The organism is Isoptericola sp. MSGPD8_1_ISO-PGPR-S23-394, assembly GCF_058072785.1.
The window spans coordinates 1,002,230-1,019,793 of record NZ_CM176517.1; the positions used below are offsets into that span (position 1 = coordinate 1,002,230).

Consider the following 17,564-nt stretch of genomic DNA (forward strand, 5'->3'; position numbering starts at 1 on the left):
TCGGTCAGCGCGTCCCGAAGCCGGGATCGATCTCCTCGGGCGTGCGGGCGAGCAGATGGGCCACCTGCTCCACGACGACGTCGTGCACCAGGACCGCGAGGTCGTCGGTGTCCAGGCTGCGGGTCTCGACCGGCCGCCGGTAGACGACGATCCGCGGCGGCTGCCCCGCCTCCGCCGGGAAGAGGCGACCGAGCGTGACCCCGCCGGGCTCCCACGGGGCCGGGTCGGACGGTGGCACGTCCTCCACGGCGAGCTCCGTGCCGCCCACCGCCGGCCAGGTGCGCTCGACCCGCGCGAGGGCGTCCAGCACCAGGTCGTCGAACCGCTCGGCACGCGTCCGGTGACCGGGCGACCCCGGGGGCAGCAGCGGACCGCGGATCCCGCGCCCCCGTCGGTCGCGACGGCGGCGGACCGTCGGCGCGACCGGGGCCTGCGCACCCCGCCCGGCGCCGCCGTGGTGGTCGCCGGCCGGAGGGGTCAGGTCGAAGCTGCTCACCGTCCGAGGGTACCCACGACCGGCGCGCCTGGAGCGGGCGAGGCACGCCGACGCGTATTCTCCCCGCGTGAGATCGACCAGGCAGTGCTCGCGCACGGCATGCACGGAAGCTGCTGTGGCGACCCTCACCTACGTCTACGCGGACTCCACCGCGGTGCTCGGGCCGCTCGCCCAGCACGCGGAGCCGCACAGCTACGACCTGTGCTCGGTGCACGCCGAACGGCTGACCGCGCCGCGGGGCTGGGAGGTCGTGCGCCTGCAGCCGGAGTTCGCCGTCCCGCCCCCCTCGAAGGACGACCTCTCCGCGCTCGCCGAGGCCGTGCGTGAGGCCGGGCGCGGCGCCCGGCCCGGCACACCGTCGGGCGGAGAGCCGGACAGCGTCACCGAGACCGCTCGGCGGGGTCACCTGCGCGTCCTGCGCGCCGAGTCCGACTGACGCGACGGGCCGTTCGGCCCGAAACTCGCTGTTCACCCCGCGGTCGCCTTCCGGCCACGGGCACCGGCTACCGTCCGCCGGGCGCGGCCGACCCTCTCGGCCCCCGGCGAGGAGGAGCACGTGGTGGTGACGGCATCGGTGGAGGGCCGCGCGGACATCGTGGCGCGACGTCCGCGGCACATCGCCGAGCTGCACGGGCTGCGTGGACTCGCACTGTCGCTCGTCGTCGTCTTCCACCTCTTCGGCGACGGACGGGTCTCCGGCGGGGTCGACGTCTTCCTCATGGTGTCCGGCTTCCTCGTGACGGTCGCCCTGCTGCGGCGCGCGGACGAGGGGCGGCTCTCGCTCGCCGAGCGCTACGGGAGCTTCGCCACCCGGCTGGTCCCGCCCGCGCTGGTCGTCCTGGCCTTCGTGGCGGTCGCGGCGCACACCGTCCTCCCGCCGCAGCAGGCGCTGCAGACCGGTCGGGAGATCGTGGCCTCGGCGCTCTACCTCGAGAACTGGGAGCTCATCTTCTCGCAGCTCACGTACGACGCCGCGGGTCCGCAGACGAGCCCGGTCCAGCACTTCTGGTCGCTCGCCGTGCAGGGGCAGTTCTTCCTCCTGTGGCCGGTCGTCGTCCTGGTGCTGGCGGCAGTGGCCCGCCGAGGAGCCCTGCGGCTCGACCGGCTGGTCCTGGCCTCGGCAGGCGTCGCCACGGTGGTCTCGTTCCTCTGGGCCGTCCGGCTGGTCGACGTCGACCAGCAGGTGGCCTACTTCCACACCGGCGCGAGGTTCTGGGAGCTCGGAGCGGGAGCGCTGCTCGCCGTCCTTCTCCCGTCCCTGGCGCTTCCCGGGCGGATGCGCGACGTCCTGGCCTGGTGCGGGCTCGGACTCGTCGTCGCCTCGGGGCTGGTCGTGGACGGCGCGACCCACTACCCGGGCCCGTGGGCGCTCGTCCCCGTCGGCGGCGCGATCCTGGTGATCGTCGGCTCCGGCAGCACGACACGGAGCGGCCCGCGACTGCTGCTCGAGACCGCACCGCTGCGCTTCGTCGCCCGGATCTCCTACTCGTTGTACCTGTGGCACTGGCCGCTGCTGATCACCTACCTGGCGGTGCGGGGGCGGGCGGCTGTCGGCTGGCGCGGGGCGGCGGTCATCCTCGGCGTCTCCGTCCTGCTGGCCTGGGCGACGCACGCCCTGGTCGAGCAGCGTGGTCGCGCCCTGCTGGTCCGGCGCGGTACCGGGCGAGGTGGCGCGGCTGCCCTGGCCGCCACCGCCGCCTTCTGTCTCGTGGTCGGCGGTGTCGTGGTGGCGGAAGGCGTCCAGGAGCGCGGAGACCTCAGCCGCCTCGCGCGACCCTCGGCCGACCACCCCGGGGCCGCGGTGCTGGGGGACGCGTACGCCGGTCCCCGCACGTGGACGGCCGCTCCGCGACCCGAGCCCGCGCTCGCCAGCAAGGACGCGGCGCCGAGCAACCTGGACGGTTGCGCGGTCGACTCCGGGCCGGGGCATGCCGAGGTCCGGGTGTGCACGGTCCACGAGCCGGAGGTGCCCGCCGAGGTGACGGCGACCGTCGTGCTGCTCGGTGCCTCGCACGTGGTCCAGTACGAGCCCGCCTTCGCCGCGCTCGGGGCCGCGCACGACTGGGAGGTGCTCACGGTCTCGAAGTCCGGGTGCCACTTCATGGACACCGACGAGAGCACCGAGGCGAGCTGCCGGGACTGGAACCAGGGCGCTCGCGAGCGGGTCGTCGCGCTGGACCCCGACCTCGTCGTGGTCCTGGGAGCGGTCTCGCGACGTGACGGCCCGGACCGGGTCATCCCGTCGCACGTCGCCGGGTGGCGGGACCTCGACGCCGCCGGGCTCCGGGTGCTCACGGTGCGGTACAACCCTCGCTTCGAACGTTCACCGACGGTGTGCCTGCGAGAGGACGGGATCGACGCGCCCTGCGGGAAGGTCCGCCGCGAGGCGCTCGCCCCGCGGGACCCCGCGGAGCACGCCCCGGACGTCCCCGGCTCGGTCACGCACGTCGACCTCACGCGGTGGATCTGCGACGGGGACGCGTGCCCGGCGGTGGTCGGCAACGTCCTCGTCTACCGCGACAAGGGACACCTGTCCGCGACGTACGTCCGTTCGCTGGCGCCGTTCCTCGACGAGCGGCTGCGCGCCGAGACCCCCTGGCTCTACGCCGACGACGCGCAGGCGGCCGCACCGTAGGCTGGTCCGCGTGACCGACCTGTCGAACATCATCAAGGCCTACGACGTGCGTGGCGTCGTCCCGGACGAGCTCTCGCCGGCTGTGGCGCGGGCAGTCGGGGAGGCGTTCGCCGCGGCGGTGGTGGTGCCCGAGGGCGGTGCGCGGGTGGTGGTCGGCCAGGACATGCGTGACTCGGGGCCTGCGCTGGTAGAGGCGTTCGCCGAGGGGGTGACCTCGCAGGGCGTCGACGTGGTGCGGATCGGGTCGTGCTCGACCGACGGGCTCTACTACGCCTCGGGTTCGCTGGATGCCCCGGGGGCGATGTTCACGGCCTCGCACAACCCGGCGCGGTACAACGGGATCAAGCTGTGCCGTGCGGGGGCGCGACCGGTGGGGCAGGAGACCGGTCTGGCGCAGGTACGTGAGCTGGCCGAGGGGCTGCTCGACGGTGCCGGGCAGGCGACGCTGTCCGGCCTGCCCGGGCAGGCCGGACAGGTCAGCGACGTCGACCTCCTCGGCGAGTACGCGGCGTTCCTGCGAGGCCTGGTGGACATCTCGGGGGTACGGCCGCTGAAGGTGGTGGTCGATGCGGGCAACGGGATGGCGGGTCTGACCGTCCCGGCGGTCCTGGGTACCGCGGCCGGTCTGCCCGGGCTGCCGCTGGAAGTCGTGCCGTTGTACTTCGAGCTGGACGGCACGTTCCCGAACCACGAGGCGAACCCGCTCGAGCCGGCGAACCTGGTCGACCTGCAGGCCGCGGTCGTGGCCCACGAGGCGGACATCGGGCTCGCGTTCGACGGCGACGCCGACCGGTGCTTCGTGGTCGACGAGCGCGGCGGCGCGGTCTCGCCGTCGGCGGTCACGGCGCTCGTCGGGATGCGGGAGATCGACCGGGAGCGGGCCGCGGGACGCACCGCGACGATCATCCACAACCTCATCACCTCCCGGGCCGTGCCGGACCTCCTGGGTGCCGCCGAGGCGCGACTGGTGCGCACCCGGGTGGGGCACTCGTTCATCAAGCAGTCCATGGCCGAGCAGGACGCGGTGTTCGGCGGTGAGCACTCGGCGCACTACTACTTCCGTGACTTCTGGTTCGCCGACACCGGGATGCTCGCCGCGCTGCACGTCCTGGCCGCGCTGGGCGGCCAGCCCCACCCGCTGTCGGCGCTGGCCGAGATGTACACGCCCTACTCGGCCTCGGGGGAGATCAACTCCACGGTGAGCGACGCGGACGGGGTGGTCGCACGGGTCCGCGAGGCCTACACCCGCGCCTACCCCGAGGCGGTCGTGGATACCCTCGACGGCATGACCGTGGCCCACTGGGACGGGCTGCACCCGCAGTGGTGGTTCAACCTGCGGGCCTCGAACACCGAACCCCTGCTGCGCCTCAACGTCGAGGCGGCCGACGAGGACATCATGATCAAGGTGCGCGACGACGTCCTGTCGCTCGTGCGGGAGGAGAACGCATGACCGACGACACGCCCTGGATCGACCCGTGGGTCCGGTCGGTGCTCCGGTGCCCGGTGACCGGGGCCGACCTCGTCGACGCGACGGGGCCCGACGGGTCGCCGGAGCTGCACTCGACGGACACCGACCGGCCGCTGGCCTACCCGGTACGGGACGGCATCCCCGTCCTGCTGGAGGTGGAGGCGCGGCCGTTGTGAGGCGGCAAAGAATGAACGCGCGATGAATTCATCGACGCCTCGGAGTGAACTTCTCCTTCTCGGGTTCATCTCGTCAGAATTCGACTTCTCTATCGCTACGATGCCTCGGTCAGCACGTGGCCCGAGGAGAGTTGAGATCGATGAGCCGGACGGTGTCGGCGGTGAAGCGGAGACTCCGCGCAGCCGCGATGGAACGACTGCGCGGGGGACCACGGACCCGGCGTCAGAACGTGGAGTTCGCCGCCCTCGTCGCCGAGCTGGGCGGGCTCGCCTCCGTGCTCTCGGCGAGCGCCGCCTGGCGTGACGTCCAGCTCACCCGGGCAGTCGTCGAGCTGCAGGCGGCCCACGCGGCCGACCAGCAGGACGAGGCGCGCAACGTCGATCTCGCGCTTGGCCGTTCGGCCTGGCACGCGAGCCCGTCGCGGACGTGGGAGGCCCTGCTGCTGGTCGCCCGGCGCGCGCGCCGCAGCGATCCGGCTCTGGCGGCGCGGATCGCGGCGCTGCTCCTGGCGGCGCGACCGGACGACGCGGAGGCGAGCGAGGTCTCGCAGGAGGCGTTGCAGGCCGTCCGGTCCGCGACGGAGGAGCCGTGGCGCAAGCGTGCCGCCCGCCGGTCTGCCACGGACGCGGTCGCCTCGAAGCTCTCGGCGCTGTCCGGACCCGCGCCGGTCGACGCCGGCTGGTTCGGCGTCGAGGAGTCGTTGCGCGCAGGGGACGACCTCGCGCTCGCGACGGCGCCCGAGCTCCGGCGCGCCTACCTGGGTGAACCGGGTGCCGATCGCGCCTACATCCCTTCCCTGCACGCCGGCATCGCTCGCGGGCTCGCGGGAGGTCTTCCGCTGGGTCGTTCGCAAGAGATCCTCGACGCCACGGCGGAACAGTTCTCGGGAAAGGTACGGCCCGAGATCGTCGATATCGACACGGTGAATATCTCCGGACTTCGCGACGAGCTCGCCGGCAAGTCGATCTGCCTCGTCGCGAACTCTGCCGAGCTGCTCGACCTGGAGCTGGGACAGGAGATCGACGCCCACGACGTCGTGGTCCGGTTCAACTCGTTCGCGACGGACCCGGTCCGCACCGGTGTGAAGACCGACGTGCACGCCACCATCCACCTGCACGACTTCAACTGGGACGTCCCCGTCGACCTCCGGATCGTCTTCGGCGGCGCTCCGGCACCCTGGGCGGAGAACGTGCGCCGGTACGTGCGCCCGGAGGCGCAGAGGCTGCTCGGGGACGAGTCCTTGCGCTGGCCCCGTCGCAGCCTGCTGAGCCCCGCCCTGCGCGAACGGTGCACGGTGCCCACCACGGGGTTCAACACGCTGCTCCTGCTCGACTACCTCGACGTGAGCACCCGCATCGACCTGTTCGGCTTCAACTTCCACTCCGGGGCCCCCTACCGGCGTGACGACGCCATGCACCTACCCATCGCGGAGGCCCACTCGTACGAGGTGGAGCGCGAGTGGGTCGCCGAACGAACCGTCGAGACCGCCCCGGGAAGGATCTCCCTGCGATGACCACCACCACGGGACGACGTGCCTACGTGTCCTTCGTCGACGACGCCTACTTCGTCGGTTTCGTCGCGCTGCTCAAGAGCCTGCACCTGAGCGAGCCGGGATCCACCGCGGAGCTGGTCGTGCTCCACGACGGGCTGGACCCCGCCCACGTGGCACGGCTCCGTGTGCTGCGGCCGGACGTGCGGTTCGTCCGCGTCGACCCGGCACCGTACGAGAGGTACCGCAAGGGCGACGACGCGAACTACCTGTACACCAAGGCGTACTACATCCTCGATGCCTTCCGGCTGCGTGACTACGACCGGGTCGTGACGCTCGACACCGACATGATCGTCACCGGGCCCGTCGAGGAGCTCTTCGACCATCCGGCGACGTTCGCCGCGGTGCCGCAGCTCTTCGACTCGGACGGCGGCCGCAAGCTCAACAGCGGTCTGCTGGTCTTCGGCCGCGAGCACATGAGCGACGAGTTCGTCGCGCGTCTGGACGAGATCGGTGAGTCCGGGGAGTACGAGCTCGAACGGCACGACCAGGGCGTCCTCACCGCGGCGCTGGACGGGGACTACACCCGACTGGACCGGGTCTTCAACTGGGTCAAGCGTGCGACCCGGCCGGGAGACGAGGCCCCTGCCGACGCGCGGATCATCCACTACACGGGACGGTTCAAGCCGTGGACCGGTGGCGAGCAGGGCTACGCGGCCCTCGAGCAGACCTGGCACCGCTTCGCGGTCTCGGACGCCGCCTTCCTCTGCCGGTTCGTCGAGGCCGCTCGCGCGCACGTCGACGCGGGCGGTGCCGTCGACGACGCCTTCCTCGCCCACTGCACGGAGCTGGTCCGCGACCTGCCGGCGGAGCTCGTCGAGCGGCTCCAGCGGGAGGACCTCACCATGAAGGCGCTGCTGTGGACCGCGGCCGAGCTGTCGGCGCAGGGCGACTTCGCCGGCGCTGTCGCGGTGCGTCGGCTCGTGGCCGTGCAGACCGGTCGGGTCGACCAGCCGCTGCGGTACGCCACCGCGCTCCGGGCCGTGGGGCGGTACGACGACGCCATGGCCGTCGCCGGCCTCGGCGCCGTCGACGGGGACGCGGTCGACGGCCGCTACTTCCAGGCGGAGACCGCCTGGGTCCGAGGGGACCTGGAGGTGGCCACCGCCCACGTCGGTGCCACGCTGGCCCGCCAGCCGGTGCACGCCAAGGCCCGCTCGCTGCAGCGGCGCCTGGAGTGGCCGAGCCCCGACGCGCGCGTCGGGTCGACGCTCGTGGACGGAGGGCTGCGGTTGTCCCACGCGGCCTTCTACGTCGACGAGCTCGGCAACTTCGGCGACGAGCTCCTGCCCGTCGCCGTCCGGGAGAGCGTCGCCGCTCTGCGCCCGGTCGGGTCGTGGACCGGCCTCCACGTGCACCAGGTCTTCGACGAGTCGGCGGTCGAACGCGTCAACGCGACGGACGCCCTGCTCGTCGGTGGCGGGGGACTGTTCCTGCCGGACACCATGCCCAACGGCAACAGCGGCTGGCAGTGGAACGTGCCGGACGAGAGCCTGCGCCGGCTGGAGGTCCCCCTGGCGCTGACGGCGGTGGGCTACAACCTCTTCGACGGCCAGGAGATCCACGGCGACCGGTTCGCCGAGTCGCTGCGGCTCACCGTCGACACCGCGGCGCTGGTCGGCCTGCGCAACCACGGGTCCATCGACCGGGTGCGGTCCGTCCTTCCCGCGGCACTCGCCGAGAAGGTCGTCTACATGCCGTGCCCGACGACGTTCCTGGGCCTGCTCGACCACGGCCCCGGGGCTCGCGTCCGTCGTGCCGTGGACGAGGGGGCGGCACCGGTCGTCTACGTCAACATCGCCTACGACCGTTCGTCGCTGCGCTTCAAGGACGACTACCCGGCGTTCCTCGCCGCGATCGACTCGTTCGTCCGTTCCGTGGGCGGTACCGCCGACGTCCGGGTCGCCGCGCACACCGTGGGGGACGAGCGTGTCGCGCACGACCTGTACGCGCACCACGGCACGCGGATCCCTGTCGACGCCTTCTTCCGCAAGGGCGTCGACGGTGCCCTGCAGGCGTACGCCGACGCCGCCGTCGTGGTCGGGATGCGCGGCCATGCCGGCATGATCCCGTTCGGCGTCGGGACACCGATCGTCTCCCTGGTGTCGCACCCCAAGCTGCGGTACTTCCTCGAGGACGTCGAACACCCGGAGTGGGGACTGTCGATCCACGCGCCGGACCTCGCCGAGCGGCTCACCGAGCTGGTCCGTGACGTGCTCGGCGACCAGGAGCGCTACCGCGGCCAGGTCGCCGAGGCTCGGGCCGTGCTGCGCGGCCGCTACGACGAGGCCCTCGGCAAGCTGCTCGCCCTGGTCTGACCCGGTCAGCTCAGCAGATCGCTGACGCCGCGTGCCACGGCGGTCCCGTTGGCCCGTGCGCTGCGGCGCACGTGGCTGCGGACGCCGTGACGGCCGCGGACCTCGCTCACGCTGCGTGCGAGGCCCGCGGCCTGCTCGGCCCCACCGGTGAAGAACTGCTGTTCCGCACCTCGCCAGCCGCTGTCCACGACGTCCAGCAGCGAGCGGGTCTTGTGGGAGTTCGACGCCATGAGCAGGAACGGGGTGCCGCCGAGCGAGGCGAGGATGCTCGGGTGGTACCGGCCCGAGATCATCGCCGCGGCGTTCCACAGCAGGAGCGACGCCGCCGTGAGCGGGACCCGCGGGTCGACCACGTGGACGTCCAGGCCGGCGAGCGACTCGGCCAGGGCACGGTCCGGCGTGTCCGACCCGGCGAAGACCAGCCGGGTCCCGTCGTGGGCGAGGTGCTCGCCGAGTGCTGCGACGGTCGTCCGGAACGCTTGCGGGTCGACACCCGCGAGGGAGGTCCCGGACAGCACGACGTAGGGGTCGTCCCCGGAGACGAGCCGCTGGACCGGCAGCGGCAGTCCTTCGGACCGCGGCGAGAAGCCCACGCGGTCAGCGAGGGACGTCGCGGCGTGCGGCGCCCACGCGAAGAGCGCGTCGGGCAGCCACGAGGCGGGGACGTCCGGATAGAGCTCCTGGTGGAGCGCCAGGCTGGCGGGGTCCCGGTAGCAGACGGCGTCGCACCGGGCCAGGGTGCGGCCCACCTCCTCGCGGGCGAGCGCGTCGGCACCGGACCGGCCGGTGGCGTAAGACAGGATGCTGTTCACCAGGTACACGGGCTTGCCCAGCAGCTTGGCGGCACGCATCATCGCCATCGTCCGCACCAGCGTGAGCCGCTCGGTGAGGATGAAGTCGCCCTCGCCGTTGACCACCAGCTCGTCGGCCGCCGTGATCGCCGCCCGGACGTCCGCCAGCTTCTCCGACGTCGGGTGCGGGGCGGCGATCTGGACGGCGAGGTCGTCGACCATCTCGAACACGCTGTGACCGTCCGACCGGACGTCGAGGTCACCGAGCTGTCCGAGGATGTGGGGGGCACCGATCGTCGAGACGATGGTGCGCCCCGCGTGCACCTCGAGGATCTCCGCCAGCGCGAGGCTCGTCGACCGGCCTCCCCAGTTCAGCCGGGTCTGCGCCTCGTGCATGCGCAGCACGCAGGTGCGACGTCGTTCCACCGGGGCTCCTCCTCGTCGGCCGTGCCCAGCGCGGGGCTGTCGCCCCACGCTAGGCCGCCGGGAGGACCCTGTCAGCCAGGTCGTCGGTGAACGTCGGGTGAACGCTGCTACCCCCGGATCTTGGTGATCCACGAGGCAGGCATGCTGCCGTGGGTCGTGGCCCGGCCCACCCAGGAGCGCATCTGGTCGGCCTTGCCGCTGATGCTCGCCGTGCGCCCGTTGGGTTGCGTGGCGGTCAGCGTGCGCACCTGGCCGCTGGACCACTGGCGGGTGACCTTGATCGACTCGACGTTCTTGAGGCCGAAGAGGTCGCGGGCCTCCTGCTGGGTGATGGTCCGCGTCCAGGACCGCATGGAGTTGCCCGGTGCGCGCAGGCTGTAGGGGTCAGAGACGCTGCGCTCGTAGGACAGCGCGGACGACCAGACGTCCTCGGAGTTGGCGGTGCGACCGCCGCTGGAGGAGAAGTAGTGGGCGGTGACGGGTCGTCCGCCGACCTGCAGCACCCGCGCCCGCGTGGCGTGCTTGGTCGTGGCGTCGACCGCCTTGGTCCACACCGCGCCGTAGCGACCGCCGGTGCCCTCGTCCTCCTTCTTCCAGCCGGTGAAGTGCTGGTCGCGCACGTCGTCGACCACGTGGCAGCGGCACCTCGGCTTGCCGTCGTGCTTGGCCACCGCGTACGAGCGGGCGGTCATGGCCTGGGCGCGCAGCGCGCGGGCGCCGCCGTTCAGGCCCCACGACGAGGGCATCTCCGCGATGCCGTAGAGGTACTCGGTGTTGAGGAGCACGTCGTTGGTGATGTTCGGCGTCGCCTCCTTGTTCACCACGGTCAGGCGGCCGTGCCGGTAGGCGCCGTGCGCGCCGTCGACGGTGGCGACGGCCTCCTTGCCGTTCGGGCGCCAGAACGTGGTGCCGGACCACTGGATCCGCATCTTGTCGCCCTTGTGGACCTTGCCGTCGACCTTGACGCGCACCGCTCCCTTGGTGCCGATCCGGACCTTCATGGTCGTGGTGCCCGATCCCTGGGCCACGGTGCCCTTGCCGGGCTTGCGGACGCGCCAGTCGCCGCCGGTGATCGTGACCCACGTGTTGCGCCCCGAGTCGCCGTAGCTCGCGTACCCGTACGGGTCGGGCCCGTGGACCTGCACACGGATGCGCTTCGGCGTCGAGGTGTACGGCGCTCGTGCCCCGGTGTAGTAGTGCTTGAGGATCTTCACGCCCGACTTCCCCTGGCGGGCGAGCTCGTACGCGCCGTACTGGCTCATGCCGACGCCGTGCCCGTAGCCGGACCCGGTGACGGTGAACCTGTCGGGCACGTCGGCGGCGGCCGCCGGGGCGCTCGCGACGACCCCTCCGGCTGCGGCGACGAAGAGTGCGGTGACGACGGCGACGGTGCGCCGGTACCAGTGGTGCTGGTTCATGTGGTTACCCCCTCGTTCACTGTGCCTCAGGCATCCGTCCTCAGCATCTCGAGGCGCGGCCCATCCGCTAAGGTAGGCCGATCTATGCAACGTCGACGGAGAGAGAGGTCCCGGTGACCGGTCCCAGCGCGGAGGGGCTGCTCCTGCCCGAACGAGCGAGGCTGCTGCACATTGGCCTGATGAAGACGGGGACGACCAGCCTGCAGAACGCTGCCTCTGCGTTGAGGGACGACCTTGTTCCACGTGGCGTCCTGTATCCCGGGACGGCAGTCAACCACCGCCTGGCTTTGGCGGCGCTCATGGAGCGCAAGTTGCCGGGCGTGGCGATGCGGCCACGGACGTGGAACGACCTCCACACCGAGATCGAGGCCGACCAGAGCCGCCGGGTGCTGCTCAGCCACGAGTTCGTCTCCGAGGCAGACGACGCGACAGCAAGGCGCGTTTACGAGGCTCTCGGGAACCGGACCCATGTGGTGATCGCGTTGCGCAATTACGCGGATGTCCTACCCTCAGCATGGCAGCAGACACTTAAGTCCGGTCGGACCATGTCCTTCGGTCACTGGCTCAAGAGGGTGCTCGCCGACGACATCAGTCATCCTCGGTTGCGCCTCGAGCGCGACCGGCTGGACCAAGGCGCAGTTACTTCACGCTGGGCACGCGTCGTGGGACCGGAACGGGTCACCGTCGTTGTGGTGGACAAGTCGACCCCGACTCTCCTGTTCGACGCGTTCGAGGACATGTTGGGACTCGAACGAGGGGTCCTTGCCAGCGCTGACCTAGACGGCTTTGCCTCCAACCGCAGCATGAGCCTGGAGGAGGTTGAGCTGCTCCGAGCAGTGAACGCCGAGATCCGCAACGAGCTGTCGTGGAAGGAGTATCGCTACTGGATCAGGCAAGGGGCCGTCGCGGCGATGATGAGCCGACGCGCACCCGGGGACGGGGAGTCCAAGCTGCTCTTGCCGGAACCGGCGGCCGAGAAGGCCGCCCAGCGAAGTGCGCGCTTCGTCTCCGAGATCAAGGAGTCCGGTGTGAGGGTCGTCGGCGATCTCAGGTTGTTGGAGCAGCGGGTGCGGTCCGTCGGTCGCAAGGAGGCGCGCTCTAGCAGCGTGCCCGTCGACGCCGCCGCACAGGCGATCATCGGCGCTGTCGGTCGAGGGCAGATGCAGTACGACAAGGCGCAGCGGCTGTTGGCGGAGCAGGCCGAGTCCCCGGCGGACACGTTCGATACCGGTGTACCGCGGGTTGACGAGGCCTCAGGACGTGAGTTGGTCCGCGCGCTTCTTCGTCGTGTGCGCAGTCGGCTCCAGTGACAGAGGCTGTGCATCTCGCCCACCGTCTGATCCTCTCCGACCGGCCCGAGCGGCGCCCCCTGTGCGTCGAGGACGGGCCCGGGGTCCTCGACGGCGGCGTGCTGCGTGTCCCGTCCGGCGCCACGCAGGGCATGGGCACCTACCTCAACGGGTTCCCCGGGTCGTACTGGGCGCGGTGGGCCGGCGCCACGCGCGCGCGGGTCCGCCTGGCGGCCACGGGCGCCGGGACGCTGCGCCTGCTGCGGTCCGACGCCGAGGGGCGGGTCACCGAGGTCGCGTCCGGCCCCGTCGCGGAGCCGCTGGAGGCGCCGCTGAGCGTCGAGGGCGGCTGGTGGTGGTGCGAGGTCGTGGCCGACGGCACACCGGGCGGGCCGGACGCCGCGGGCGGGCCGGACGGCGTCGTCGTCACCGGGGGTGAGTGGTCCGTGGACGCGCCCGCGCGCCGGGCCGGGGAGGTCGTGGTGTCGATCACCACGATGGACAAGCCCGAGTACTGTGTGGCCACGCTCGCGACCCTCGCCGCCGCCCCGGAGCTGGCTGCCGAGGACGTCCGCGTGCAGGTCGTGGACCAGGGCAGCCGCAAGGTCGCGGCGCACCCGGGCTTCGCGGAGGTCGCGGCCGCGCTCGGGGACCGGCTCCGGGTCGTGGAGCAGCCGAACCTCGGCGGCTCGGGCGGGTTCTCGCGCGGGATGCTGGAGACCATCGACGACGGCGCCGACGCGGTGCTGATCTGCGACGACGACGTCGAGGTGGAGCCCGAGGCGCTGCTGCGTGCCGTCCGGCTGCACCGGGCGGCGACGTCGCCGGTCGTGGTCGGCGGGCACATGCTCGACCTGGCGCGGCCGACGGTGCTGAACTCCTTCAGCGAGGTCGTCCACCGGCGCATCTTCAACTGGGGCCCGCCGGTCATGGACCGTCAGTGGCACGACCTCGCGGGCGGTCTGCGGGCGACCCCGTGGCTGCACCGGCGCGCCGACTCGGACTTCAACGGCTGGTGGATGTGCCTCGTCCCCGCCGTCGTCCTGCGCGAGGTGGGTCTCAGCCTGCCGCTCTTCCTCAAGTGGGACGACGCGGAGTTCTGCCTGCGGGCGGGCGAGGCAGGGTTCCCCACGGTCTCGTTGCCGGGCGCCTGCCTGTGGCACATGGCCTGGACGGAGAAGGACGACAGCGTCGAGTGGCAGGCGTACCTGCACGTGCGCAACCGGGTGATCACGGCCCTGCTGCACGCGGACGGCCCCGGGTTGCTGCCGGCCGCCCTGCTCGCCACCGACCTCAAGCTGCTGCTGGCGATGCGCTACTACCCGGTCGACCTGCACGTGCGTGCGCTGGGCGAGGTGCTCGACGGACCGGGGCGGCTGCACCCCGAGCTCGCGACCGTCGTCGGACGGGTGCGGGGCGTCGGTGCCGAGCATCCCGAGACCGTCCGCCACCGCCCGGGCGACCCGGCTTTCGACGCCGCCGTGGGCACGACGGCGCAGCACGGGCCCGCGGGGACCGGACCGACGGCGGGGCACGAGCCGGGATCCCGCCCGACGGGGATGCTCGGGCTCGCCGGCTTCGTGCTGCGCGGGGCGGCACGCACCTTGCGACCTGTCCCACCCGCCGCGCGGGAGGCGCCGACCACCGTCCTGGCACGGACCGCCGCGACATGGTGGCAGGTACCCTCCCACGACTCGGTGCTGGTGCTGGACTCCGAGGCGACCTCGGGGGTGTGGTTGCGGCGCGACCGCCGCACGTTCTGGCGCCTGGCGGGTGCCGCCGTCGTCGGCCACGCCCGCCTGGCCCTGCGCTGGCGGGCTCTCGCCCGGACGTGGCGCGCCGCGGCGCCCGACCTGGCCGCCGTCGAGACCTGGCGCGCGGACTTCGCACCTGGTCACGCCGACTAGGATGTTCCGGATGCCCGCCCCTGTCGTTGTCGCCGTCGTCGTGTCGTACAACCGAGCCGAGCTGCTCGGTGCCGCGCTCGACGCCCTGGGTGACCAGAGCCGCCCCGTGGACCGCGTCGTCGTCGTCGACAACGCCTCGACCGACGACGCGCTCGCCGTCGCGCGCGCGCACCCCAGCGCCCCCCACGTCGTCCCGCTGGCCCGCAACACCGGTGGCGCGGGCGGGTTCGCCGTGGGGATCGCGACCGCCGTCGCCGAGCTCGGCGCCGACCTCGTGTGGGTCATGGACGACGACACCATCCCGACGCCCACCGCGCTGTGCGCCCTCCTGGCGGCGCGGGACGCCTATGACGGCGAGGTCGCCGCGCTGTGCAGCCGGGTCGTGTGGACGGACGGCACCGACCACCCGATGAACACGCCGCGCCGTCGGCCGGGCGCCTCCGCCGACGAGGTCGAGCGGGCGCGCGCCGCCGGCGCGATGCCGGTGCGCTCGATGTCCTTCGTGTCGATGATGATCGACGCCGCGGCCGTGCGCCGCTCGGGGCTGCCGGTCACCGACTACTTCATCTGGAACGACGACTTCGAGTACGCCACCCGCCTGCTGCGCCACCGCGTCGGGCTGTCCGTGCCGGGCAGCGTCGTCGAGCACCGCACCAAGAAGCTCGGCGCCACCGACGCCGACCCCGGGCCGCGCTTCTACTACGAGGTGCGCAACAAGATCTGGATGTTCTCCCGGTCGGGGGCGCTGTCGTTCCGCGAGCGCGTGCTCTACGGCGGGTCCACGGTGCGGCGGTGGCTGCGCACCGTGCTGCGCTCGAGCGACCGGCGCACCCTCCTCGGTGCGGGATGGCGGGGGTTCTGGCACGGGATCACTCGCGGACCCCGCCCCGACACGGAGGTGCTGTCCGGCGTCGGGCCGGCCGCGCTGACGGTCGCGCGGCTCGAGGCCGGCGCCTCCCTCCCGGCGCCGGTGCACGTGAACCGCACCGCGGCGTCGAGCGGGAGCTTCGGCACCGGCGAGCCGGTGGACGACCAGCGGTTCTCCGTGCTGCTGCCCGTCTACCGCGGCGACGACGCCGAGCACCTCGAGCGAGGCTTCCGCTCGGCGACGGTCGATCAGACGCTGCGCCCCGACGAGGTCGTCGTCGTGCGCGACGGGCCGGTCGGCGACGAGATCGCCGCCGTCCTGTCCCGGCTCGAGGAGATCACCGACGTACCGGTCACCGTGGTGGCGCTGCCGCACAACCTGGGTCTCGCGCGGGCGCTCGAGGAGGGTCTCGCCGTGTGCCGCCACGAGATCGTGGCGCGCGCCGACGCGGACGACATCTCCCTGCCCGAACGGTTCGCCGTCCAGGTGCCGCTCGTGGCCAAGGGCTACGACATCGTCGGTTCGGCGATCTGGGAGTTCGAGGAGGACGAGGACGACCGCGGCATGGTGCGCGTGCCGCCGACCGGCGAGGGCATCGCCGAGGCCGCCCGGTTCCGCGACCCCTTCAACCACCCGTCCGTCGTCTACCGGAGGTCCGCCGTCGCGGCCGTCGGGGGCTACCAGCACCTCGACCTCATGGAGGACTACCTGCTGTTCGCCCGGATGCTGGCCGCCGGTGCCCACGCCCAGAACATCACCGAGCCGCTCGTGCTGTACCGCGTCGGCGCCGGGGCGTACGCCCGCCGGGGCGGACGGCGGCTGCTCGCCTCCGAGCTGGCGCTGCAGCGCACCCTGCACGACGAAGGTTTCGTCTCGACGCCGCAGATGGTGCGCAACGTCGTCGTGCGCGCCGGCTACCGGCTCGTGCCGCAGCGCGTGCGCCAGGCCGGCTACCGCCGCTACACCCGCCGACGGGGCGGTTACGTCCCCGACGACATCTAGTCCTTCAGGAGCTGTGCATGAACGCCGACCTCGTCGTCGTCGGGACCGGGTTCTTCGGTCTCACCGTGGCCGAGCGGATGGCCGCCGCCGGCCGCCGCGTGCTGATGATCGACCGCCGTGACCACCTGGGCGGCAACGCCTACTCGGAGGACGAGCCGACCACCGGCATCGAGGTGCACCGCTACGGGGCGCACCTGTTCCACACCTCGAACGAGCGGGTGTGGGAGTACGCCAACCGGTTCACCGACTTCACGGGCTACCAGCACCGGGTGTACACCACGCACCGCGGCGAGGTGTTCCCGATGCCGATCAACCTGGGCACCATCAACCAGTTCTTCCGGTCGGCGTACGGTCCCGAGGCCGCGCGCCAGCTGGTGCGCGAGCAGGCCGCCGAGCTGGGCGACAAGGAGCCGGAGAACCTCGACGAGCAGGGGGTGCGCCTCATCGGGCGTCCGCTCTACGAGGCGTTCATCCGTGACTACACCGCCAAGCAGTGGCAGACCGACCCGCGCGAGCTGCCGGCGTCGGTCATCTCCCGGCTGCCCGTGCGGTACACGTACGACAACCGCTACTTCTCCGACCGGCACGAGGGTCTGCCCGTCGACGGGTACACCGCCTGGCTGGAGCGGATGGCCGACCACCCGAACATCGAGGTGCGGCTCTCCACCGACTTCTTCGACACCTCGCAGCCGGTGCACCAGGCCGCCGTGGTGGGACAGGTCCCGGTCGTGTACACCGGGCCGGTCGACCGGTACTTCGACGACGTCGAGGGCGAGCTGTCGTGGCGGACGCTGGACTTCGAGACCGAGGTGCTCGACGTCGGCGACTTCCAGGGCACGACGGTGATGAACTACGCCGACGCCGAGGTGCCGTACACCCGGATCCACGAGTTCCGGCACTTCCACCCGGAGCGGGACTACCCGCGCGACAAGACCGTCATCATGCGGGAGTTCTCGCGGTTCGCCGCCCGTCAGGACGAGCCGTACTACCCGGTGAACACCCCTGAGGACCGTGCGCGGCTGCTGCGCTACCGCGAGCTGATGCGCGACGAGCCCCAGGTCTACTTCGGGGGCCGCCTGGGCACGTACCAGTACCTGGACATGCACATGGCGATCGGCTCGGCGCTGTCAATGGTGGACAACCAGCTCGCCTGACCCCTCGGTGCCGAACAGGAGCTTGGGCCCGCTGTGGACGTCCACAGCGGGCCCAAGCTCCTGTTC

At 72.2% G+C, this 17,564-nt stretch carries 13 protein-coding genes; 10 read left to right on the forward strand and 3 right to left on the reverse strand.

Going from position 1 to position 17,564, the window contains the following annotated elements; all coding sequences use genetic code 11:
- Positions 1-4 precede the first annotated feature (4 nt).
- A complete protein-coding gene (locus AC3RJ8_RS04455; RefSeq protein ID WP_489714735.1) occupies positions 5-496 on the reverse strand; it encodes a metallopeptidase family protein in 492 nt (163 codons plus the stop codon).
- Between the two features lie 67 nt (positions 497-563).
- On the opposite strand from AC3RJ8_RS04455, the gene AC3RJ8_RS04460 reads away from it, so the two are divergent.
- The 6 genes from AC3RJ8_RS04460 to AC3RJ8_RS04485 all read left to right on the forward strand — a co-directional run bounded on the left by AC3RJ8_RS04460 (position 564) and on the right by AC3RJ8_RS04485 (position 8,643).
- The gene (locus AC3RJ8_RS04460) at positions 564-932 is read left to right on the forward strand and encodes a DUF3499 domain-containing protein (protein ID WP_407316888.1); all 369 of its coding nucleotides are present in this window, start codon (positions 564-566) and stop codon (positions 930-932) included.
- 120 nt (positions 933-1,052) lie between these two features.
- Positions 1,053-3,131, forward strand: coding sequence for an acyltransferase family protein (locus AC3RJ8_RS04465; protein ID WP_489714736.1), 2,079 nt, complete (start codon positions 1,053-1,055; stop codon positions 3,129-3,131).
- Between the two features lie 10 nt (positions 3,132-3,141).
- The gene (locus tag AC3RJ8_RS04470) at positions 3,142-4,581 is read left to right on the forward strand and encodes a phosphomannomutase/phosphoglucomutase (protein WP_489714737.1); all 1,440 of its coding nucleotides are present in this window, start codon (positions 3,142-3,144) and stop codon (positions 4,579-4,581) included.
- Entirely contained in the window at positions 4,578-4,775 is a 198-nt protein-coding gene (locus tag AC3RJ8_RS04475; RefSeq protein ID WP_489714738.1) for a Trm112 family protein, read from the forward strand. Before AC3RJ8_RS04470 ends, AC3RJ8_RS04475 begins: the two co-directional genes overlap by 4 nt.
- 161 nt (positions 4,776-4,936) lie before the next feature.
- Positions 4,937-6,289 carry a glycosyltransferase family 29 protein gene (locus AC3RJ8_RS04480; RefSeq protein ID WP_489714739.1) on the forward strand — a complete coding sequence of 451 codons (1,353 nt, stop codon included), beginning with the start codon at positions 4,937-4,939 and terminating at the stop codon, positions 6,287-6,289.
- Positions 6,286-8,643, forward strand: coding sequence for a glycosyltransferase (locus tag AC3RJ8_RS04485; protein WP_489714740.1), 2,358 nt, complete (start codon positions 6,286-6,288; stop codon positions 8,641-8,643). Before AC3RJ8_RS04480 ends, AC3RJ8_RS04485 begins: the two co-directional genes overlap by 4 nt.
- Positions 8,644-8,648: 5 nt before the next feature.
- Here the strand turns inward: AC3RJ8_RS04485 and AC3RJ8_RS04490 are convergent, their stop codons facing one another.
- On the reverse strand, positions 8,649-9,860 hold the full coding sequence (locus tag AC3RJ8_RS04490) for a polysaccharide pyruvyl transferase family protein (protein WP_489714741.1): 1,212 nt from the start codon (positions 9,858-9,860) through the stop codon (positions 8,649-8,651).
- A 107-nt stretch (positions 9,861-9,967) separates the two neighbouring features.
- On the reverse strand, positions 9,968-11,278 hold the full coding sequence (locus AC3RJ8_RS04495) for a SpoIID/LytB domain-containing protein (protein WP_489714742.1): 1,311 nt from the start codon (positions 11,276-11,278) through the stop codon (positions 9,968-9,970).
- Positions 11,279-11,391: 113 nt separating this feature from the next.
- Between AC3RJ8_RS04495 and AC3RJ8_RS04500 the strand changes: the two genes are divergently transcribed.
- Genes AC3RJ8_RS04500 through glf form a run of 4 tightly spaced genes read left to right on the forward strand, consistent with a single transcriptional unit; the run spans position 11,392 to position 17,498 of the window.
- Positions 11,392-12,588 carry a hypothetical protein gene (locus tag AC3RJ8_RS04500; RefSeq protein ID WP_489714743.1) on the forward strand — a complete coding sequence of 399 codons (1,197 nt, stop codon included), beginning with the start codon at positions 11,392-11,394 and terminating at the stop codon, positions 12,586-12,588.
- Positions 12,589-12,596: 8 nt separating this feature from the next.
- Positions 12,597-14,474, forward strand: coding sequence for a glycosyltransferase (locus tag AC3RJ8_RS04505; RefSeq protein ID WP_489714744.1), 1,878 nt, complete (start codon positions 12,597-12,599; stop codon positions 14,472-14,474).
- Positions 14,475-14,484: 10 nt separating this feature from the next.
- The gene (locus AC3RJ8_RS04510) at positions 14,485-16,344 is read left to right on the forward strand and encodes a glycosyltransferase (protein ID WP_489714745.1); all 1,860 of its coding nucleotides are present in this window, start codon (positions 14,485-14,487) and stop codon (positions 16,342-16,344) included.
- Positions 16,345-16,361: 17 nt separating this feature from the next.
- Positions 16,362-17,498, forward strand: coding sequence for a UDP-galactopyranose mutase (gene glf / locus AC3RJ8_RS04515; protein WP_489714746.1), 1,137 nt, complete (start codon positions 16,362-16,364; stop codon positions 17,496-17,498).
- The last annotated feature ends 66 nt before the right edge of the window (positions 17,499-17,564 follow it).